The sequence below is a fragment of the Microbacterium sp. ZXX196 genome, from assembly GCF_009709595.1.
GTDB lineage: Bacteria > Actinomycetota > Actinomycetes > Actinomycetales > Microbacteriaceae > Microbacterium > Microbacterium excoecariae.
On record NZ_WMEE01000005.1, the window covers coordinates 1 to 19,054 of the forward strand.

Below are 19,054 nucleotides of genomic sequence, written 5' to 3' on the forward strand. Positions count from 1 at the left end.
GCACCTGGGCTTGGCCGACCCCACCATCCCCACCTTTGAAAGAGAAGAAATCCTGCCAACTACTTGACGCGGGACAGTTGCGCGAGCCGTTGCGAAGGCGCGTGACGTTGCTTCGCGGCTTTCCGTAGGCGAGGAGCAGGTCGAAGATGAACTCGCGGTCGTACGCGTCGCGCCCGCCGAGCGGCTTGACCCGCTCTTCGACGGCCTTCAGGTTGAGCCTCACCATGCGTGTTCCGTTCTCACACGTGCGATCCCATCAGGAACCACTGACATTCGAGCATCCGTGCGTGTCGACGGGGGTCGTCGGGCTGCACGGGTGCCATCGATCCGATGCTATCGGTGGGGATATGCTGGCGGCCGACGAGGACGCGCGCCAACGTCACATCGACCTCAGGAGGCGCGACAGTCGCTTCGCTCGCGCAGAATCGAGCTGCCCGCGCCCCAGTCGGCGCCGTTGTCGCCCGAGCCACATGCCGAGCGACCGCTCCGCGGGGTCGACTGACCGAATGCGGGGAGCTCGCCCGTGTGCGCTGATGAACTCGTCGAGCTCGTCCGCGTGCTTGTGCCAGGCGTTGTCGCGTGGTTGCCAGGCCCAGCGCGGCAGTTCCTCGAGGAGCGCGAGCTGGAGGTCGCAGAGCTTCGCGCGGCGCTGGTTCTTGATCCACGACCGAAGGCGAGGCGCAACGCCCGAGGGATCGTCGCAACTACGAACAACCTCCTCGTAGCTGGCGAGCCAGCGAGCTTCCCGTCGAAGCCGATCGCGCAGGTGTGGCGAGGCGGCGGCGAAGTACAACCGCACCGAGACGTGCTCGTCGGGCGTGACGATAGCGGGGCACTTGTAGGCGACGGGGGCGAAGGCGGTGAGTGTGGCGTACATGTCCTGCACATGCGCGGCCCCGAGCGTGTGCAGGAAGTGCAAGCGCTTCTGCGGGCAACTTCATACGCTCGTCGGGTGCTCGACCCTGCTGTGCCCGACGCGACCTACCGTCCGACGATCGACCCGCGCCGGTGGGCGCCCATCGAGGCGTTCGTCACGGAGAACGTTGACGAGGCCGCTCCTGCACTGCCGTACTCGAGAGCCTCGTTGCTGACCGCTGTCGCTCATCACGTCGCGTGGGTTCGGGCACAGACGGGTCCGCTTTCGGGCACGCAAGCAGTGTTCTCGCGCGAGATGATCGGCGCATCGGTTGCGGACATGGCACCGGCGACGCCGTCGACGAAGGGACGTCGCCGCTCGATTCTGCTTCGTGTCGGCGAAGCGCTCGGTGCGGTCGATCGAGCGTCCGAGTTGCCTCCGCTGTCCGCCTCGTCGAGCACCACGCCATACACGAGGCAGGAACGTGCGGGCCTGCGGACGTGGGTAGAGCTACAGGGCAAGTCGGCGATGAAGACCTCGCTCCGAGCGTTGCTCGCGCTCGGATTCGGTGCGGGTCTGCTGACTCGAGAACTCAGTGACGTCACCGCTGCCGATGTCGGGCAGGGCGGCAACCTCGTCCGGATCAATGGCCCTCGCGCGCGGCTCGTGCCAGTGGCGGCCGAGTGGCAAGGCGAGCTTGCGAGTCTTGCGTCCACTGCGGTCGCGTCGGTCGACACCCTTTTCCGTCCCGGGGTCCCCTACTCGAAGAACACGGTCGTCGACATCGTGCGACGCGCTGACGGCGCGACGGTCGTGACGACGCAGCGTATGCGCGCGTCGTGGATCGTCGATCGCCTCGTCGAGGGAACGCCGATGCACGAGTTGATCGCGGCGGCAGGGGTGCGGTCGCTCGACGCATTCGTCAGATACGAGAAGTACCTCGTCCCACCGATGTCACCCGCCTTTGTCTCCGCGCGTGTCTGAGGCGCACGTCACCGTTCGCGCCTCACGATCCGTTCCTCGACCAGGGCGAGCTCTTCGCGCAGGTATTCGCGCAACAACCGATCTCGGCGGAGCTTCTCGACGCGAACGTCCGGATCCACAGCGAGTGCCGCCTGTTGCCAACTCAGGCGCATGGTTCCGATCAGAAGGAACAGATCGGCCGTCGACGCGAATGCGTGTCCGCGGAGCAGTCGAGAGAGTCGTTCGCGTCGCCAACCGACCTTGGCCGCCAACCACGCCTTGGAGAGGCTTCGCTGCTTCAGCTCTCGCTGTACGAGGAACGAGACGCCGTGCTGCAGCTGCGCCGCCTGCCAACGCGAGGCTTCAGTCGCCGAGTGAAGCTCGCGCGGACGAATCGCTTCGCGGCGCAGTGACCCGAAGTACTCGGGGTCGGCGAGCATGTCGCGCGGCGCCGTCGCTTGTGTCATGTCGCGATCCTCGCAGAATGTGCGGTCTGGTCGCACAGTGCGGATCGAATTCGCGGAACTCAGTGCGATGTCAGGGCAATACGGGCGCGCGAGTGCGTAGACCCGCGCATGTACGCGGCGTGAACCGCAGCATCGACTCTTTTCAGCCATCGTCCATTCCCGAGTGGGACGTCGTCGCCGACTTCGTGCGGCGCACTGTCCGCCCGTACGCGGAAGGGCGCCGGCCTCTCTCCGTTCAGCACGCGTTGGGGATCCTCGCCGCATACGCCGCGTGGGTGCATCGCACGTCCGTGGCGTCGCTTGACGCCGACGCGCTGAATCCTGACCTCATCGACTACTACGTCGATTCGGTGCGACCGCGTGCCGCGATTCGCTCGACAGCGGAACGCGAGAGGAAGGTGCTGCGTGCGATCGCCGGTCTTCCGTACGAAGTGGACCGTGCTTCGGGCGCGACGTCGGCGCAGCCCGCCTGCCCCTACGCGACCGACGAGATCGCGGCGATGCGGACCTGGGCGCTTCTGCAACCCGAACGCTACCGAGTGCGTTGCACCGCGCTCGTCACGCTCGCCGCCGGCGCGGGACTCACCAAGTCGGAGGTGCTCGCGGCGCGCGTCGACGACATCATCACCGACGGCGACGGGAATTACCGGGTCCGCGTCCGTGGGAATCGCGCGCGGGTCATCCCGGTGCTGTCTGGGTGGTCGGCCGAGATGTCGCTGCTCGCGAGTGCGCCCAGCGGAGCGTTGATCTCGACGCCGTGGTCGGTCGCCCAGATCGTCGAGCACGCCATCGGGGACATCGTGCCGAACCTTCAGCGCCTGCGCGCGACCTGGGTGATCACGCAACTCAACGCGTGCACCTCCGTTCCCGTCCTCCTCGCCGCGTCGGGACTCAGGTCGGCCGACTCACTTCGGCGCTTCCTCCCGTACGTCGACCCGGTGCCGCCAGAGCACGCGGAACATATGCTCCGTGGGGCCGAGCACCGCGAGGCACAGGCATGAGTCGCGGCCTGCTCAGCGAGGGGCGCACGATTGCTGACGATGAGCTCGATCTGGCTATTCGACTCGTCCTGCGGACGGGGATGCATGACGTAGTCGACGAGTGGATCGCCGACTATCGACGGGCGCAGGGACTGCGAGGCGGCGGTCGCCCGCGTACCCTTCACCCGGCAGTTGTCGTCGCGATCATCATCGTGCTGCACCTTCAGGGCACGCCACCCCACATCAAGCAGGTGGCCGCCGTAATCACGAGGCTTTCCGATGACCAGCGGATGCGGCTCGGCATCCGCCGCGACGATGTGGCCTCACCGGGCCAGTGGTACGAACGGGTTCGCCGCTCGTGGGATGGATTTGTCGACGCGATCGACCCGTTCCCGAAAGTTCCGACCCATCGGAGGCCGACAGTCGCCGAGTATGAAGAAGCCCGACGAGTGACGGAGCGTGACCCGCATACAGCGGTGCGGGCCGAGCGCCTCACCCGCTTCGCGAACCTGCTGATCGATGCATCCCTCTACGAAGTTCCCGAGGCGTATCGGCCGTCGGCGTATGCCGTGGCGTATGACGCGACGGTGCTGCGGGTGTTCGCGCGAGGGATCGGGAAGGCGCGCAAGAAGCTGCTCGGCCCCGACGACAAGCTGTCGAGCGAACCGGAGGCGTCGTTCTACGCGCGCGAGCGTGAAGACCACTTCGATGACGGAAAGCTTCCACTGAGCAAGGTGACGCACGGCTACGAACTCGACCTGCTCGTCGGCATGCACCCGGACCCCGACAGGACTCGCGAGGCGCCGATCCTCACGCTCGGCGTCGCTCATCACCGCCCCGGCGTCGCGATCAACGACCACGCGCGCGCTGTGTTCGAGAACGTCAGGTCACGCGGTCACGACATCGCCGTGGTCGGAGCAGATCGCGCCTACCTGCCCGGTTCGAAGGAAGACGTGCTGCAGGGGTATCTCTACGACGCGGGCATCCGAGTCGTTATGGACTATCGCAAGGACCAACTCGGCATCCAGGCGCAGCACGGCGGAGCGATCATGGTCGACGGAACCTGGTTCTGCCCTGCGATGCCGGAAGAACTCGTCAATCTCGGTCGCGAGTGGGCGGAAGCGCGCGAGCGCGCTGATAGGTCAGCCGAGGCCGGGGAGCCTATCCCCGACATCGACTTCACGGAGAGGTTCGAGATGCGCAAGAAGTTCGCACTGCGCCGCAAACAGGGCAGGAACCCCAACGGAAGCACCACGATGATGTGCCCTGCGGTTGGGAGGAGCGCCACCGTGTGGTGCGATCACAAGCCGCACGAGCCGAAGGGACGCGGCAAGTTGCCCATCCTGAACCCGCCGCACGCGCCGGGCGACATCTGCAACAACCGAACCTCGATGACCATCCCGCGCGACGCGAGCAATGGCAAGGCACTCAAGTATGGCCAGACCTACGCCTACGGGACCGCCGAATGGGCGAAGCACTACGGGCGACGCAACGTCGTCGAGAGTTTCAACGCGTACATCAAGGGCGCGAAGGGCATGAAGCTCGACAACCCGGCCGACTACCGGATGCGAGGCCGCGCATCGAAGTTCCTGCTCGCCGCGGTCGGCGTCGTCGCGGCGAACCTGTTGAAGATCGACGCATTCCTTGCCGAGCGTGAACACGAGCACATGCCCGCACACCTTCGCCCGTCCAAGACCCGCAGGGCCACCCTGCGGCAGCAGCTGAACCACTACCGGAAGACCGTCGAGCGTCAGCAGCGTCTGGCGGCTGCGAGCGTCGATACCTGAGTGACCGATCGACGCGAACGAACGGGCGCCGGATGCGATTGCATCCGGCGCCCGTGTCGTGTCGTCTGGGTGCCCTCGAGTTTCGCGAATAGATTCGCCGAGTTTCGCGAACACCCCAACGGAGGGGCTGACGGGAATCGAACCCGCGCTGTCTGCTTGGGAAGCAGAAGTTCTACCATTGAACTACAGCCCCGTACCCGGCCTCAGACCAGGTTCCTTGAGCTTACCCCGGCGCCCGCGTCTCCGCCAAAGCGGGGCGGTCTCGCCGCGGTTGCGCGGCGGCGCGCCGCACCGATACCGTCGCGCGAGGGGCGAACGCACCGTTCGGATCCTCCCCGCACGCCGTCGTCGAGAGCGCCCCATGGCCCCCCAGATCCCCGCCGCCCGCATCATCGATACTGCCTCCGTCCCCGCGCTGCGGTGGGGCGTGATCGGCACGGGCATCGCCGACCGCTTCGTCGGGGCCATGCACGCGCACACCGCCCAGCGCGCCGTGGCCGTGACGGCGCGCGACGCGGAGAAGACGCGCGCCTTCGCGGCGGAGCACGGCATCGACCGCGTGCACGCGAGCGTCGCGGAGCTCGTGGCGGATGAGGGCGTCGACGTTGTCTACGTCGCGACCCCGCACCCGCTGCACCGCGCCCAGGCCCTCCAGGCGATCGCCGCCGGCAAGCACGTCCTCATCGAAAAGCCCATCGCCATGTCGGCCGCCGAGGCTGACGAGATCCTTGCGGCCGGGCGCGAGGCGGGTGTCCTGGTCGCGGAGGCCATGTGGACGCGCTACCTGCCGCAGGCCGACGTCATCCGCCAGATCCTCGAGAGCGGCGTGCTCGGCGACGTCTCCCTGGTGCGCGCCGACTTCGGGTTCGCGATGCCGATGGATCCGGCCCACCGCCTCTGGAACCCGGAGCTCGGGGGCGGGGCGATGCTCGACGCGGGCGTGTACCCGGTGTCGTTCGCGTCGTCGGTGCTCGGCCCGCCCGACGCCGTACGCGCGATGGGGCGCACGGCCGAGACGGGCGTCGACGCGAGCGCGAACGTGCTCCTCTCGACGCCGTCGGGTGCGCAGGCCGTCCTGTCGACGTCCCTGCTCGCCTCCCTCCCCGTCGAGGCTTCGATCCACGGCTCAGGCGGCCGCCTTGAGGTCCTCAGCCCCTTCTTCGGGCAGTCGGGGCTGCGCCTCGTCTCTGGCGCGCTCGGACAGGAGGAGGAGACGACCTGGCGCGACGAGACCTTCGCCACCCCGCATGACGGCCTGGGCTACCAGGCGACGGCGTTCGCCTCGTACGTGGAACGCGGCTTCCTCGAGTCGCCGGTGCATCCGCACGACGAGGTCGTCTCCGTCATGGCCACGATCGACGAGGTGCGTCGGCAGATCGCCGCGGCGTAAGCGGGTCCGCCCGCGGTTTTCCGGCGGCGCGCACGTCCTAGAGTGGGGACGTGCTGCTCTCTGACCGCGACATCGCCGCCGAACTCGACGCCGGGCGCATCGCCCTCGACCCCCTGGACCGCGCGATGGTCCAGCCGTCGAGCGTCGACGTGCGGATCGACCGGTACTTCCGCCTCTTCAGCAACCACAAGTACCCCTTCATCGACCCGGCGGAGGACCAGCCCGACCTCACGCACCTGGTGGAGGTCGAGCCCGACGAGGCGTTCGTCCTGCACCCCGGCGAGTTCGTGCTCGCGAGCACCTTCGAGGCCGTCACCCTGCCGGACGACGTGGCCGCGCGGCTCGAGGGGAAGAGCTCCCTCGGCCGGCTCGGCCTCCTCACCCACTCCACGGCCGGCTTCATCGACCCCGGCTTCTCGGGGCATGTCACGCTCGAGCTGTCGAACGTGGCGACGCTGCCGATCAAGCTGTGGCCGGGCATGAAGATCGGGCAGCTGTGCTTCTTCCGGCTGTCCTCGCCCGCCGAGAAGGCCTACGGGTCGTACGGCAACCGCTACCAGGGCCAGCGCGGGCCCACCGCGAGCCGGTCGCACCTGCGGTTCCACCGCAGCGACGTGTCGACCACGGACGCGGGTTCCCTCGGCGGCTGAGCGCTTTTCGGGCTCTTCGCAGTTGAGGGTGTAGCCCGGGACCGCCGGCTGGTTCGCGGATAGGCGTCGAGGTCTTCCAGGATGGAAGTTCTCACGCTCACCATCCGCCGGAAGACCTCGACTTGCACCACCCTACGTTCGCGACCCCTGACCTGACCACGTTCTGCCGTCTCGACGAGCTCGGCCTCGAAGCCGTCGGGCAGCTGCTCGAGCCTGATCGGGCGGTGCTGGAGTGCCGCGTCGTCGAGGACGACCCGTGGTGTCGGAAGTGCGGCGCGGAGGGCGTGCCGCGTGACACGGTGACGCGGCCGCTGGCGCATGAGCCGTTCGGGCATCGGCCGACGACGCTGCTGGTCCGGGTGCGCCGCTACCGGTGCACGCACTGCCGCCGGACCTGGCGGCAGGACACGTCGAAGGCGGCGGCGCCGAGGGAGAAGATCTCCCGCGGCGGGATCGGGCGGGCACTCACGGCGATCGTGGTCGACCACCTCACCGTCTCCCGCGCCGCAGCAGGGCTCGGGGTGTCGTGGCATACCGCGAACACCGCGATCATCGCCGAAGGCAAGCGTCGCCTGATCGACGACCCGGCGAGGTTCGACGGGGTCACCACGATCGGTGTCGACGAGCACGTCTGGCGTCACACACGGTTTGGCGAGAAGTACGTGACCGTGATCATCGACCTCACCCCCACGAGGAACAAGACGGGCCCGGCCAGGCTGCTGGACATGGTCGAGGGCCGCTCGAAGCAGGTGTTCAAGGAGTGGCTCGCCGCCCGGCCTGCGGAGTGGTCGAGCCGGATCGAGGTGGTCGCGATGGACGGGTTCTCCGGGTTCAAGACCGCCGCGGCCGAAGAGCTCCGCGACGCGGTCCCGGTGATGGACCCGTTCCACGTCGTCCGCCTCGCCGGCGACGCGCTCGACCGGACCAGGCAGCGCGTCCAACAAGACACCCTCGGGCACCGCGGTCACGCCGGCGACCCGCTCTACGGGGTCCGCCGCACCCTCCACACCGGCGCGAGCTTCCTCACCGAGGAGCAGACCGCGCGGCTCGACGCGGTGTTCGCCGCCGAGGAGCACGTCGAGGTCGGAGCGACCTGGCGCATCGTCGCCGCCTACCGCGAACCCGACAAGAACACGGCGAAGGAGATGATGCGGGCGGTGATCGACTCTGTCAGCAACGGCGTCCCCGCGCTGCTCAAAGAGGTCCGTCGCCTCGGCCGCACACTGAAGCAGCGCGCCGCGGACATCCTCGCGTTCTTCGACCGCCCCGGAACGAGCAACGGCCCAACGGAGGCCATCAACGGCCGGCTCGAGCACCTTCGCGGTTCCGCCCTCGGCTTCCGGAACCTCACGCACTACGTCGCCAGATCGCTCCTCGAAGCCGGCGGATTCAGACCGCTCCTACACTCTCATTCGCGATGAGCCGAAAAAGGGGAGATCGGGACCGGCTCTGCCGGCTCCGATCTCCCCTTTCCCAGGGATCAGGAGACCATCAGTGGTCGCTGTGATCGGCGATCAGGCCGTACTCGCTGAGGAGTGCACCGATCTCCGTGTCGTCCACCTTGTTGTGAAGCAGCTTCCGGGCGATAAGGCCGCCGGGGAGATGCACCTCCTCGCCGTCGCGCAGCCGGCTGGTCGCCGAGAGCAGCTTCCGCACGTCGTACGTGGAGTTGAAGACCTCGGGCACGCCGCGTTCGATGTCCAGCAGGGTGTAGACGGCCTCCATCGGCGTGCGCACCGAGTACTCCGTCGTGAAGATGCAGTCGCGCTCCTTGGACTCGGCGAACTGCCCGATGAAGGCGAAGTTCACCGATCCTTCCGGGACGACATCCGGGCGGTCTCCGGCCTGCCGCGGCATGAAGAACGCGGTCACGTAGGGCATCATCACCGGAACGGTCTTCGCAGCATTGGCCGCGAGCTCGGGGATCTCCTCGACGGGGACGCCGAGATGATAGAGCCACTCCTGCGCGATCTCCTCACCGGTGGACTCCTGAATGGTCTTTCCCGTGTAGTCCCCGGGCACGTCGGAGAACAGGGCGTAAACCCACACCACGATCTCGTCGGGCTTCTGCTGCTTGAAGTGGGGCTGCCGGTTGACGGTCCATGACAGGAGCCAGCGGGAGTCCCGCGCGGTGACGATACCTCCCGTGACCACCTTCCCGCTGAAGGGGTCGCGCTTGGCGATCTTCTCGATGTACGCCGGGATCCGCGCGTCTAGGGTGGTGACGGTGGCCGACTCCCATTTCGTCTGCGGGATGTGGTCGGCGAAGACTCCCGGACGCCCGAACGCGGGGTCCTTCTGCGCGATCCGCCGCCACAGGTCCCAGGCGGGTGCGGGGCCCTCGTCCAGACGTGCGGGGGTGTGCTGGTCTCCCTCGTTCGAGTTCTCCGTCAGCGATCCGATCGTCATGAACAGCAGGTCGTTCTCCGACAGGTCGACGCCGTCTCCCGGTGCTCCCTCCGGCCCCGAGACCCAGTGCAGACGCGTGGCCTGCTTGCGCGCACCGTCGGCGGAGATGTCGAAGTCGACATCCGTGACCTGCGTGGAGAAGTGGAACGTCACGCCCTGGTCGAGCAGCCACGTGTACAGGGGCAGGACGAGGGACTCGTACTGGTTGTACTTGGTGAACTTCAACGCCGAGAAATCGGGCAGGCCGCCGATGTGGTGGATGAACCGGTGAAGGTACAGCTTCATCTCCAGTGCGGAGTGCCACTCCTCGAAGGCGAACATCGTCCGCCAGTAGAGCCAGAAGTTGCTCTCGAGGAAGTCCTTGCCGAACACCTCGTCGATCCGCTTGTTCTCCATCTCCTCGCGAGTGGCGAGGAAGACTTTGACGATGTCCTTCTGCGCCTTCTCGCTCAGGCCGAACTTGCCGTCGGTGTGTGCGTCCTGGCCTCGGTCGATCGTGGCGCGCTGCAGGGAGTAGTTCGGGTCGTCCTTGTTGAGCCAGTAGAACTCGTCCAGGACGCTCGCTCCTTCTACCTCGAGGGACGGGATCGAGCGGAACAGGTCCCACAGGCACTCGAAATGGTCCTCCATCTCGCGGCCGCCGCGGATCACGAATCCCTTCTTCGGCTCCTTGATGCCGTCGAGCGCGCCACCGGGCAGCTTCAGCTCCTCGAGAATGGTGATCTTGTTCCCGGGCATCTGGCCGTCGCGGATGAGGAACGCGGCACCGGATAGGGACGCGAGCCCTGATCCGACGAACCAGGCCGACTTCTCATCGACACCCGCCGGCTTGCGGGGCCGCGCGAACGCTTCGTAATTCCCGCTCGTATAACGCATCTTTTTCTTCCTTCTCTGTTCCTTGGTCACTCGTAGTCGTAGAAGCCGTGACCCGTCGAGATGCCGAGCTTGCCCTTGTCGATGTAGTTCTCCTTCAACCAGGCGGCGATCTTCTGAGCCTCCGGGCTGCCGTGCGACAGGATGTTGTACGGCGTGGTCAGCCCGATGACGTCGTAGATCTGGAACGGCCCCATGGGGGCGCCGGTCGCGATGCGCCAGACCTTGTCGACGTCATGCGGCTCCGCGTATCCGCCGGCGGCGAGCTCGGCTGCGGCGTTCAGGAAGGGCACCAGGAGAGAGTTCAGGACGTAACCTGCCTTCTCCTTGTGGATCGGAATCGGCACCATGCCGATCTCGGCCGCGAAGTCGACGATCTCATCGAAGACGGCGGGGTCGGTCTCGTCCGTTCCCATCACCTCTCCGGTGTTGAACTTCCAGACCTGATTGGCGAAGTGCAGAGCGAGGAACTTCTGCGGCCGGCCGGTGAAGTCCTTCATGTCGCTGGGCAGCAGCGTCGAGGAATTGGTCGCGAAGATCGTCTTCTCCGGCGCCACCTCGGCGAGCTTCTCGTAGGTCTCCTGCTTCAGCTTCAAGACCTCGGGGATCGCCTCGATCACCAGATCCGCGTCCTTGACGGCGTCTGCCAGGTCGGAGGAATACGTCAGGTTCTCGAGCGCCTTCTCCGCCTTCCCCTCGGCGGCCCCGGCGACGCCGTCCTGCTTGTAGGTCTCTGCCAGTGACGAGAAACGTGACTTCGCCTTCTCGAGAATCTCGTCACTGATGTCGTAGGCGACGACGTCGAAACCGCTGAACGCCGTCTGGAACGCGATCTGCGATCCCAGGACGCCGGTGCCGAGGACTGTGACCTTGTGGATGCTGCTCATTCTGCTCTCCTTCATTTCCGGTTCTGTGTGGTTGTCATGGTCGACGTTCGCCGGTTGCCTCGCGGGTCGCCGCCAGCCCCCGCACGATCTGCGCGATCTGGTGGCGGAGGTCGTCTCGCAGATCGTGTCCGCGGTGGGCGCCAGTGTACAAACGAGCGATTGCGAGATGGACCACGGCGAAGACGGAGCTGCTCGCGACGCGTGCGGCGTCGTGGTCGTCGGTCACCCCGCGTCCTCGGTCGCTGTCGACCAGGCGCGCGGCGAGTGCTTCCTCGAAGGCCTGCACGTGAGCGAGGCCCTCGAGCCGGAATCTCTCGGACGGCGACCCGAAGAGCAGCTCGCGCTGGTAGGTGGCCGCGTTCTCCGGCGACTCGCTCGCCCGTGTCACGAGCGGCTCGACCAACGCGACCACGGCCTCGACCGGGTCGCTGACCGATTCGGCGCGCTCCAGGCCCTCGCGAAGCGCCTCGTCGAGCTTGGAGTTGTAGACCATCAACAGCAACTCGCTCTTCGAAGCGGCGTACCGGAACAGAGTGCCTGCGGCCACGTCTGCCCGGTCCGAGATCTGCTGGGTGGTCACGGCGCTGAAGCCCTCGGCGTCGAACAGTTCGGCTGCCGCCTCGGAGATCCGCCGCTGCTTGGCCTCCATCGACCTCGACCTTCGACTGACTGCGTTCGTAGCGGACATCCGTTCCTCCTTCTGAAGTGGATCATACTCATTAATGAGTGCACTCCGCAATGGGGGTGGACGGCTTGCGTTCGGTGCCTTCGTGCCCGCTTCTGCTCACTCCGCGTCCGCGGGCCGCCGCGATGGGTTGAAGTAAGGGTCACCTTACTTGTAGGCTCGCGGCGGAGATGAGAACACCGTTCACTCTACGAGCGGTCGCTTTCTACGGTGCGAGGGAGTCGCGATGGATGTGGAACGAAACGGCGGCCCGACGACGCAGGAGTCGTTCTTCGCCCCGGTGCGCCGCAGCCTTGCTGGCATCATCGCCTTGAGCGTGATCGGCGCGATCAGCGGCGTCATCCCTTTCATCGCGATCGTGGAGCTTGCGCGCACCCTGCTGCCCGCACTGGCGGGCGGTGAGGTCGACGCCGGCCGGATGTGGACGATCGTCGTCGTCGCGGTGGCCGCGCTCTTCGTCAGCTTCGGGGCGGCGTTCCTGTCGGGCATGGTGAGCCACCTCGCCGACGCCGAGCTGCAGCACCCGCATCGTCCGGCACCTGCAGCGGCTGCCTCGCGGCTGGTTCGACCGACGCTGGATACACCCTCAACTGCGAAGAGCCGCTTTTCGCCCAACTACCCGGGTAGTTCCTGGGCATATTCACACTTCCCGGACACCTCGCTCAATGCTTTTGCTCAGGCGTGTCACAGCTCGGAATGTCCGAGGATCCTGACAGAGTTCTGCCTACCGCGCTTCGAGGGGGGCCGTTCACGGCCGTCGCCGGGCGCGGTTTCGCGCCGATCACCGTGGTCGGCGTCGAGCATCCGGAGGAACTGTGAAGTCACGCATCACCCTCGCGCTCGGGACAGCGGCGATCCTGCTGTCGAGCGCCGTCCTCGTGCCCACGGCCGCATCGGCCGCGCCGGGCGTCGACCCGGCGGCCGAGCCCGACACCGCCCCCGCCGAGGACAATCGGCCCGACCCGCTCGCGGAAAAGCGCACCGCCGAGAAGCAGCTCGCCGCCGAGCTGGTGGCGACCGGCGAGGCGTCCGTCCAGACCCGCGGATCCGGTAACCGCGCCACGCGCGCGGTCAAGATCGCGCCGGACAACTGGGTCGAGTACGGCACGCAGGAGACGGCCGAGCTCTTCTCGATCCTCGTCGAGTTCGGCGATACCCCGGACGAGCGCTTCCCCGACGCCCCGGCGGCCGGACCGCTGCACAACGAGATCCCCGCGCCCGAGGCCGGCGACAACTCGACCTACTGGGAGGAGGACTTCTCCTCCGAGCACTACGAGGAGATGTTCTTCACGGGCCTCGCCGACCAGGGTGGCGAGTCGTTCGCGGGCGTCTACGACGAGATGTCCTCGGGGCGCTTCGACCTGCAGGGCGACGTGTCCGACTGGGTGACGGTGCCGTACTCGGAGGCCTCCTACGGCCAGACCGAGTCGCAGGCCGACATGACGCGCTTCATCCAGGACTCGGCCGACGCCTGGTACGACGACCAGCTCGCGCAGGGCAAGACGCCCGACGAGATCACGGAGTACCTGCAGTCGTTCGACGTGTGGGACCGCTACGACCTGGACGGCGACGGCATCACGAACGAGCCCGACGGCTACATCGACCACTTCCAGGCGATCCACGCCGGCGAGGGCGAGGAGGCGGGCGCGCCCGAGTGGGCGATCTGGTCGCACCGCTGGGCGGCGAACCAGGCGGGCCTCGGCACCGACGGCCCGGCCGACTACGCCAAGGCCGGCGGCGTCCGGATCGGCGACAGCGACATCTGGATCCGCGACTACACGACCGAGCCCGAGAACGGCGGCCTGGGCGTGTTCGCGCACGAGTTCGGCCACGACCTCGGCCTGCCGGACTACTACGACACAAACGGCGGGGACAACGGGACGGGATTCTGGACCCTCATGAGCTCGGGCTCGTGGCTCGGCCACGGAGACGGCGCGATCGGCACGACGCCGAACCACATGGGCGCGACCGAGAAGCTGTTCCTCGGCTGGCTCGACTACGAGACCGTCGAGGTCGGCGGCGACGCCACGGTCGATCTCGGCCCGTCTTTCCACGCGACGAACGACGCGCAGGCCGTCATCGTCAACCTGCCCGACGGCGAGGAGCGCGTCGAGGTCGGGGAGGCCGCGACCGGCGAGGGTTATGCCTACTCCGGTAGCGGGAACAACCTCGACGTCACGGTGACGAGCCCTGCGTTCGACGTGGCCGCCGGCGCGACCCTCGAGGCGCAGGTCAACTACGAGATCGAGGCCGACTGGGACTACGCCTACGCCGAGATCTCGACCGACGGCGGCGCCACATGGGAGCAGCTCGCCACGAGCGACTCGACCTCGACCGACCCGAACGGGTCGAACCTCGGGTTCGGCATCACCGGATCCTCCGGCGGCTGGGCGCCCCTGACGGCCGACCTCTCGGCGTACGCCGGCGCGTCGGCCGAGGTGCGCTTCCGGTACGTCACCGACGCGGCCGTGGCCGAGCCAGGCTTGAAGGTCGACGACATCGCCATCACGGGCGGCCCGGCGACGGGCTTCGAGGGCGACGAAACGTGGATCCTCGACGGGTTCGTCCAGGTCGACGGCGGCTCGTACGCGGAGACCTTCAGCCACTACTACATCGCGGAGAACCGCGTGTACGGCGGCTACGACGAGGGCCTGCGCACCGGGCCGTACAACTTCGGCTGGGCCGAGACCGCACCGAACACGGTCGAGCACTTCGCCTACCAGGATGGCCTGCTCGTCTGGTACGTGAGCGACCGGTACGACGACAACAACACCTCCGCGCACCCGGGCGGCGGGCAGGCGCTGCCGGTCGACGCGCGCGCGGGCGCGCTGACCTGGTCCGACGGCACGATCGCGCGCAACCGGATCCAGGCGTACGACGCCACCTTCGGGCTCGACAAGACGGACAAGCTGTCGCTCCACCGCGAGACGGCGGACGGTATGACGCGCCTGTCGCTGAAGAAGCAGAAGCCGGTCTCGACGTTCGACGACTCCGATCCCTACGCCTACTACGACGAGCAAAACCCGCAGGGGTCCGTCATCGTCGGCGGCACGGGCACGACGATCGAGGTCACGGACGCCGACTGGAAGGCCGGCACGATGACGGTCGAGGTGTCGGCGGGCATCGAGTAACCCGCCCCGCCGCGGCCGCGTCCGGATTCCCGGGCGCGGCCGCGGCGTGCCTCCGGTGACACCCTTAGGCTCGTGGCCATGGCCTACAACCCCGATCTCGCCGACCGCGTGCGCGCGATCATCGGCGAGCCGGTCGAGGAGCGGCGCATGATGGGCAGCCTCGCGTTCTGCGTGAACGGCCGCATCGCGGTCGGCGTCTCGGGGGACGAGGCGTTCTTCCCCGTCGGCGGCGGGGCCGCGCTCGACGTCGCGCTCACGCGCGGCGCGCACCGGCTCACGATGCCCGGCGGCCGCTCCGCGCCATTCGCGGCCCTGACGGATCCGCCCGACGACGTGCTCGCCGACTGGATCGCCGAGGCGCTCGAGCGCTTGAGCGGTCGGTGAGGATTCGCGGGCGACGACGAGGGCATCGACGATTCGCGGATCCGTCGACCTCTAGTCTGTGCGCGCGGCCTCGTCGAGGCCCAGGCGGCGGGCCGTGTCGCGGGCGTCGGCCCAGGAGGAGACGCCGAGCTTGCGGTAGATCGAGCGCAGCTGCGTCTTGACAGTGTTGGGCGAGACGTGCAGGAGCTGCGCGAGGTGCTTCGTCGACTCCGCGGATCCCATGCGCGCGAGCACGGCGCGCTCACGCTCGCTGAGGGCGAGGTTCGCCCCCGACGCGATCTGGAGCCCGTCCCGCATGCGGACGAGGTCCGCGACCAGACGCTGTCCGCCGGCGTCCAGCGAGAGTTGCTCGGCCTGGTGGATGACGGCCATGAGGCTCGCGTGCCCCTGGAGGGCGAACGGGAGCACGGGCCGCGCGCGCGAGGCGGCGACGATCGCGGTCCCGAGGTGCTGGCGCGCGATCTCCTGTGAGGCCTCGGTTCCGATCTGGCGATACGCGAGGAAGAGCAGCACCCGCACCCAGATCGCGAGGATCCCGGGGCCGTACGCCTCGGCGGATCCGCTCAGCCCTGCGATCACGCGCTCGGGCTCGCCGCGGCTCAGGTGTGCGCGCGCGAAGAGGATGTCCATCGGCAGCGCGGTCGCGACCTCCTCCGGCGCCGCCTGGAGCTCCTCGATCATCCGGTCGGCCGCGCCGACGTGGAGCAGCGCCTCGGTGTGCGCCCAGAGGATCTGCGCGCGGTGCGCGGGAGAGATCTCGGCGGATCCGATGTCCGCCGTGAGGAGTTCCAGCTCGCGGAGGGCGACGGCCGAGGTGCCGAGGAGTCCGTGCGCGAGCGCGCGCATCACGGCTGAGAGCAGGCGCAGGGCGAGGGGGTCGTCGAACGCCGGGGAGTCCGCGTCCCCGAGCGCGCGGTGCAGCGCGGCGGCGTCGGCGGCGTAGAGCGCGCTCCACACGGCCACGAGCTCGCGCAGCGGGAGCGCCTCGACGCGCGCGCCCACGAGGTTGTCGATGAGGGTCTGGTACGACGGCGCGATGGGCTCGTTCATCGCCGTCACGACGAGGCGGATCTCGTGGGCGTAGCTCGCGAGGCGCTCCACGCCCGCCGCGTGCGCGATCGCCGCGCCGGCCGAGAGGCGCTCGGCGGCGATGTCCGGCCGCCCCGCGTCGAGCGCGCTGAGCGCCGCCTGCACGAGCGCGCTGGCGTGAGAGAGGACGGCAGACGGGCCGGATCCGGCCGACGCGCGCCCGTCCGCGAGCTCTTCGTGCGCCGCGAGGGCCTCGGCGTATCGCCCCTCCTGCCGCAGGAGCGTGGCGCGCAGCGTGTCGATGACGACGGTGACCGCCTCGTCGGGCGACCTCCACGACGCCTCGTCGAGCAAGCGCTGTGCGTCGCGCTGCGCCGCGGCTGGCACCCGCCCGGAGTGTCCGGCGCTCGTGACGTCGACGAGCGCGCGCGCGAGCGCGACGCGGAGTTCGGGATCCTCCTGGATCCGGACGGCCTCCTCGAGCCAGGGGCGCGCGAGGCCAACGTCGAGTTCCCCGAGGCGCCACCAGTGGCGGCGCAACAGCGTCGTGCGGGCGCGCGGGAGGCCGGCGACGATGCCCCACCCATCGTCCGTGCGCCCCTCGTCGAGAAGCCCCGACGCGAGCGCCGCGACGAGGCCGTCGACCTCGTCGGATCGCGCCTCGCTCTCGATGCGGCGCTCGACGGCGGCGCGGATGTCGGGGCGGAGCGCGATCGTGTCGCTGTCGAGATCCTCCGTGAAGAACCCGGACTGCAGGATGTTGTCGAGCGCCGCCCGCACGACCTCGTCCCGGCCCCACACCGCGAGGAGGGTGCGCCGGGGCATGGGCCCGATGCGGGCCGACAGCAGCACCGCCTGCCACCCGTTGGGGCGATACACGCCCGCCGCGGCGGCGCTCGCGAAGTAGGCGGTCGCCTCCCCGCAGCCCTCGGCGATCGCGGCGTCGTCGAGAGCGCCGCGCCGCGCGGCCGCGCGCAGGACGCCGTCGACGAATCCCGCGTGGGTGCCGACCCGCGCGAGCAGCGCCGTCGCGCCATCCCACGTGAGCGTCACGCCGAGCTGGGCCGCGCGGTCGATCGCTTCGTCGGCCGTGAACCCGAAGAGGGATCCGGAGAACACACGCTCGGGTCGCACGCCCTCCTGCAGGAGCAGGGGCGGCCACTGCGTCGAGGAGACGGCGATGAGGGTCGCGTCGGGCCATCGCTCCCGGACCGCGAGGGTCGCGTGGGCGTGCTCATCGCGCATCCCCTCGAGCTCGAGCAGCACGACGTCGGCGTCGGGTGTCCCGGCCGGGACACCCTGCCGGTTGGAGGACCAGCGCACGAGCGAGAGCCCGCGGCCGTCGGCCCACTCGCGCAGGCTCGAGGCGATCCCGCTCCGGTGCTGCGCGGTCACGAGGACGGTCGCGCCGACCGCGACCCGGTCCCAGAGCGCGACGAGGCGTGGGCGCGCGAGTCGGTCCGTACCCGTCATGTCGCTCCCCCTGCCCGGCCGATGCCCCCAGTCTGGCACGGGGTGGCGCGGAGTGAACGACGGGTGAGCCTCGGGTGAATGTGTCCGGGACGCATCGGCATATCGCCGAGCCGGTCGATAGCCTGGAGGAGTCGGATCCCGGAGCGGCGCACGCGCCTTCTCCGATGTACCGGCGGAAGTGGGGCCCGGGCCGCGATCGGGGGAGCGCAGCCCGGGTTTCCGCGGTTACGGCGCGATGAGCCCGTGGCGCGCGAAGGCCGTCGCGATGCCGTCCTCATCCACGGCGGTGGTGACCTCGTCGGCCGCGGCGCGCGCCTCGGGCGTCGCGTTCCCCATCGCCACGCCGACCCCCGCCGCCTCGAGCATGTCGAGGTCGTTGTTGTTGTCGCCGATCGCGATCGCGTCGCGCTCCGTCATGCCGAGCTCCGCGAGCACGCGCCGCATCGTGGATCCCTTCGTCACGCCGGCGGGGGAGACCTCGCCGCCGGCGGTGCCGAGCCCCGGCATGGTTCCCGTGATGACGCTGAAATCGGCGCCGAGGCGCGCGGTCACGGCCGCGTAGCAGCCGAGGTCGTCGCTCGAGAACACGGACTTCGCAATGCCGTCGTGGGGCGGATCCTCCGTGATCGCCACGTGGTCGAGGAGCGCCTCGCGCGTCGCGTCGCTGAGCCGCCCCTCGGCCGCGAGCGCGGACTCGAGCCGCGCGAACGCGCGCCGCGTCGCCCACACGCCCTCGCGCCCCTGCAGGACGTAGTCGGCGCCGACCTCGCGGAACGCGGCGGTCATGCGCGCGACGTGCGCCGGATCCATGAGGCGTTCGACGCGCCAGCCGCCCGCGTCCCACAGCGTCCCGATCCACGCGTACGCGCCGGCGCCGAGGATGGCGCCGTCGAAGCCGATGTCGACGAGGCGCCGCTCGACCTCGCTGGGCGTGCGCCCACTCGCGAGATAGACGAAGTGACCCGCCGCGCGGGCGCTCCGTACCGCGCGCACCGTGCTCTCGGGGATCCCGCCGGCGTGATCGATGATGGTGCCGTCGATGTCGAGGAAGGCGATGCGTCGGGACATGGGCCCCAGTCTGTCAGCGCGC

17 protein-coding genes and 1 tRNA gene are annotated in these 19,054 nt (G+C 68.8%); 8 read left to right on the forward strand and 10 right to left on the reverse strand.

Annotation, left to right across the window (positions count from 1 at the left end):
- The coding region (locus GJQ66_RS06395; RefSeq protein WP_230379392.1) for a hypothetical protein at positions 1–226 on the reverse strand (226 nt) is incomplete at its 3' end.
- A 153-nt stretch (positions 227–379) separates the two neighbouring features.
- Positions 380–877 (reverse strand): Helicase associated domain protein, encoded by a 498-nt coding sequence (locus GJQ66_RS06400; protein ID WP_155048541.1) that lies wholly within the window; start codon positions 875–877, stop codon positions 380–382.
- Between the two features lie 75 nt (positions 878–952).
- Here GJQ66_RS06400 and GJQ66_RS06405 point away from each other — a divergent pair, with 75 nt between their 5' ends.
- The gene (locus GJQ66_RS06405; protein WP_155048542.1) at positions 953–1,840 is read left to right on the forward strand and encodes a hypothetical protein; all 888 of its coding nucleotides are present in this window, start codon (positions 953–955) and stop codon (positions 1,838–1,840) included.
- Positions 1,841–1,848: 8 nt separating this feature from the next.
- Here the strand turns inward: GJQ66_RS06405 and GJQ66_RS06410 are convergent, their stop codons facing one another.
- The gene (locus GJQ66_RS06410) at positions 1,849–2,286 is read right to left on the reverse strand and encodes a hypothetical protein (RefSeq protein WP_155048543.1); all 438 of its coding nucleotides are present in this window, start codon (positions 2,284–2,286) and stop codon (positions 1,849–1,851) included.
- Positions 2,287–2,405: 119 nt separating this feature from the next.
- Between GJQ66_RS06410 and GJQ66_RS06415 the strand changes: the two genes are divergently transcribed.
- Together GJQ66_RS06415 and GJQ66_RS06420 are read left to right on the forward strand one after the other, a co-directional pair.
- The gene (locus GJQ66_RS06415; RefSeq protein ID WP_155048544.1) at positions 2,406–3,287 is read left to right on the forward strand and encodes a hypothetical protein; all 882 of its coding nucleotides are present in this window, start codon (positions 2,406–2,408) and stop codon (positions 3,285–3,287) included.
- Complete coding sequence (locus GJQ66_RS06420; RefSeq protein ID WP_155048545.1) at positions 3,284–5,053, forward strand: hypothetical protein; 1,770 nt, start codon at positions 3,284–3,286, stop codon at positions 5,051–5,053. The genes GJQ66_RS06415 and GJQ66_RS06420 overlap by 4 nt, the downstream gene beginning before the upstream one ends.
- 122 nt (positions 5,054–5,175) lie before the next feature.
- Here GJQ66_RS06420 and GJQ66_RS06425 read toward each other — a convergent pair.
- Positions 5,176–5,246 (reverse strand) — tRNA-Gly (locus GJQ66_RS06425).
- Positions 5,247–5,414: 168 nt separating this feature from the next.
- On the opposite strand from GJQ66_RS06425, the gene GJQ66_RS06430 reads away from it, so the two are divergent.
- The 3 genes from GJQ66_RS06430 to GJQ66_RS06440 all read left to right on the forward strand — a co-directional run bounded on the left by GJQ66_RS06430 (position 5,415) and on the right by GJQ66_RS06440 (position 8,514).
- Positions 5,415–6,443, forward strand: a complete 1,029-nt coding sequence (locus tag GJQ66_RS06430) for a Gfo/Idh/MocA family protein (RefSeq protein WP_155048546.1) — start codon at positions 5,415–5,417, stop codon at positions 6,441–6,443.
- A 50-nt stretch (positions 6,444–6,493) separates the two neighbouring features.
- Positions 6,494–7,093 carry a dCTP deaminase gene (gene dcd, locus GJQ66_RS06435; RefSeq protein WP_368732744.1) on the forward strand — a complete coding sequence of 200 codons (600 nt, stop codon included), beginning with the start codon at positions 6,494–6,496 and terminating at the stop codon, positions 7,091–7,093.
- 122 nt (positions 7,094–7,215) lie between these two features.
- A complete protein-coding gene (locus GJQ66_RS06440) occupies positions 7,216–8,514 on the forward strand; it encodes an ISL3 family transposase (RefSeq protein WP_155048547.1) in 1,299 nt (432 codons plus the stop codon).
- 70 nt (positions 8,515–8,584) lie between these two features.
- Here GJQ66_RS06440 and GJQ66_RS06445 read toward each other — a convergent pair whose 3' ends face one another.
- The 4 genes from GJQ66_RS06445 to GJQ66_RS14085 all read right to left on the reverse strand — a co-directional run bounded on the left by GJQ66_RS06445 (position 8,585) and on the right by GJQ66_RS14085 (position 12,476).
- Positions 8,585–10,378 carry an oleate hydratase gene (locus tag GJQ66_RS06445; protein WP_155048548.1) on the reverse strand — a complete coding sequence of 598 codons (1,794 nt, stop codon included), beginning with the start codon at positions 10,376–10,378 and terminating at the stop codon, positions 8,585–8,587.
- Between the two features lie 26 nt (positions 10,379–10,404).
- Positions 10,405–11,262, reverse strand: coding sequence for a 3-hydroxyacyl-CoA dehydrogenase (locus tag GJQ66_RS06450; protein WP_155048549.1), 858 nt, complete (start codon positions 11,260–11,262; stop codon positions 10,405–10,407).
- A gap of 34 nt (positions 11,263–11,296) precedes the next feature.
- Positions 11,297–11,911: a TetR/AcrR family transcriptional regulator gene (locus GJQ66_RS06455; RefSeq protein ID WP_084603825.1), complete on the reverse strand. Its 615-nt coding sequence runs from the start codon at positions 11,909–11,911 to the stop codon at positions 11,297–11,299.
- 241 nt (positions 11,912–12,152) lie between these two features.
- On the reverse strand, positions 12,153–12,476 hold the full coding sequence (locus GJQ66_RS14085) for a hypothetical protein (RefSeq protein ID WP_196215826.1): 324 nt from the start codon (positions 12,474–12,476) through the stop codon (positions 12,153–12,155).
- A gap of 286 nt (positions 12,477–12,762) precedes the next feature.
- Here GJQ66_RS14085 and GJQ66_RS06465 point away from each other — a divergent pair, with 286 nt between their 5' ends.
- Both GJQ66_RS06465 and GJQ66_RS06470 read left to right on the forward strand, forming a co-directional pair.
- A complete protein-coding gene (locus tag GJQ66_RS06465) occupies positions 12,763–15,078 on the forward strand; it encodes an immune inhibitor A domain-containing protein (RefSeq protein ID WP_368732745.1) in 2,316 nt (771 codons plus the stop codon).
- 78 nt (positions 15,079–15,156) lie between these two features.
- Positions 15,157–15,462: a hypothetical protein gene (locus GJQ66_RS06470; protein WP_155048550.1), complete on the forward strand. Its 306-nt coding sequence runs from the start codon at positions 15,157–15,159 to the stop codon at positions 15,460–15,462.
- 51 nt (positions 15,463–15,513) lie between these two features.
- Here the strand turns inward: GJQ66_RS06470 and GJQ66_RS06475 are convergent, their stop codons facing one another.
- Together GJQ66_RS06475 and GJQ66_RS06480 are read right to left on the reverse strand one after the other, a co-directional pair.
- Positions 15,514–17,964, reverse strand: coding sequence for a LuxR C-terminal-related transcriptional regulator (locus GJQ66_RS06475; RefSeq protein WP_155048551.1), 2,451 nt, complete (start codon positions 17,962–17,964; stop codon positions 15,514–15,516).
- Positions 17,965–18,189: 225 nt separating this feature from the next.
- Positions 18,190–19,032 (reverse strand): HAD-IIB family hydrolase, encoded by an 843-nt coding sequence (locus tag GJQ66_RS06480; RefSeq protein WP_155048552.1) that lies wholly within the window; start codon positions 19,030–19,032, stop codon positions 18,190–18,192.
- Positions 19,033–19,054 lie beyond the last annotated feature (22 nt).

What these genes read in the sequence shown, in the direction of transcription:
- GJQ66_RS06400 (WP_155048541.1), bottom strand. Translation starts at nt 877, where the DNA reads ATGTACGCCACACTCACCGCCTTCGCCCCCGTCGCCTACAAGTGCCCC.
- GJQ66_RS06410 (WP_155048543.1), bottom strand. Translation starts at nt 2,286, where the DNA reads ATGACACAAGCGACGGCGCCGCGCGACATGCTCGCCGACCCCGAGTAC.
- GJQ66_RS06420 (WP_155048545.1), top strand. Translation starts at nt 3,284, where the DNA reads ATGAGTCGCGGCCTGCTCAGCGAGGGGCGCACGATTGCTGACGATGAG.
- GJQ66_RS06430 (WP_155048546.1), top strand. Translation starts at nt 5,415, where the DNA reads ATGGCCCCCCAGATCCCCGCCGCCCGCATCATCGATACTGCCTCCGTC.
- GJQ66_RS06445 (WP_155048548.1), bottom strand. Translation starts at nt 10,378, where the DNA reads ATGCGTTATACGAGCGGGAATTACGAAGCGTTCGCGCGGCCCCGCAAG.
- GJQ66_RS06450 (WP_155048549.1), bottom strand. Translation starts at nt 11,262, where the DNA reads ATGAGCAGCATCCACAAGGTCACAGTCCTCGGCACCGGCGTCCTGGGA.
- GJQ66_RS06455 (WP_084603825.1), bottom strand. Translation starts at nt 11,911, where the DNA reads ATGGAGGCCAAGCAGCGGCGGATCTCCGAGGCGGCAGCCGAACTGTTC.
- GJQ66_RS14085 (WP_196215826.1), bottom strand. Translation starts at nt 12,476, where the DNA reads ATGCGGGTGCTGCAGCTCGGCGTCGGCGAGGTGGCTCACCATGCCCGA.
- GJQ66_RS06470 (WP_155048550.1), top strand. Translation starts at nt 15,157, where the DNA reads ATGGCCTACAACCCCGATCTCGCCGACCGCGTGCGCGCGATCATCGGC.
- GJQ66_RS06475 (WP_155048551.1), bottom strand. Translation starts at nt 17,964, where the DNA reads ATGACGGGTACGGACCGACTCGCGCGCCCACGCCTCGTCGCGCTCTGG.
- GJQ66_RS06480 (WP_155048552.1), bottom strand. Translation starts at nt 19,032, where the DNA reads ATGTCCCGACGCATCGCCTTCCTCGACATCGACGGCACCATCATCGAT.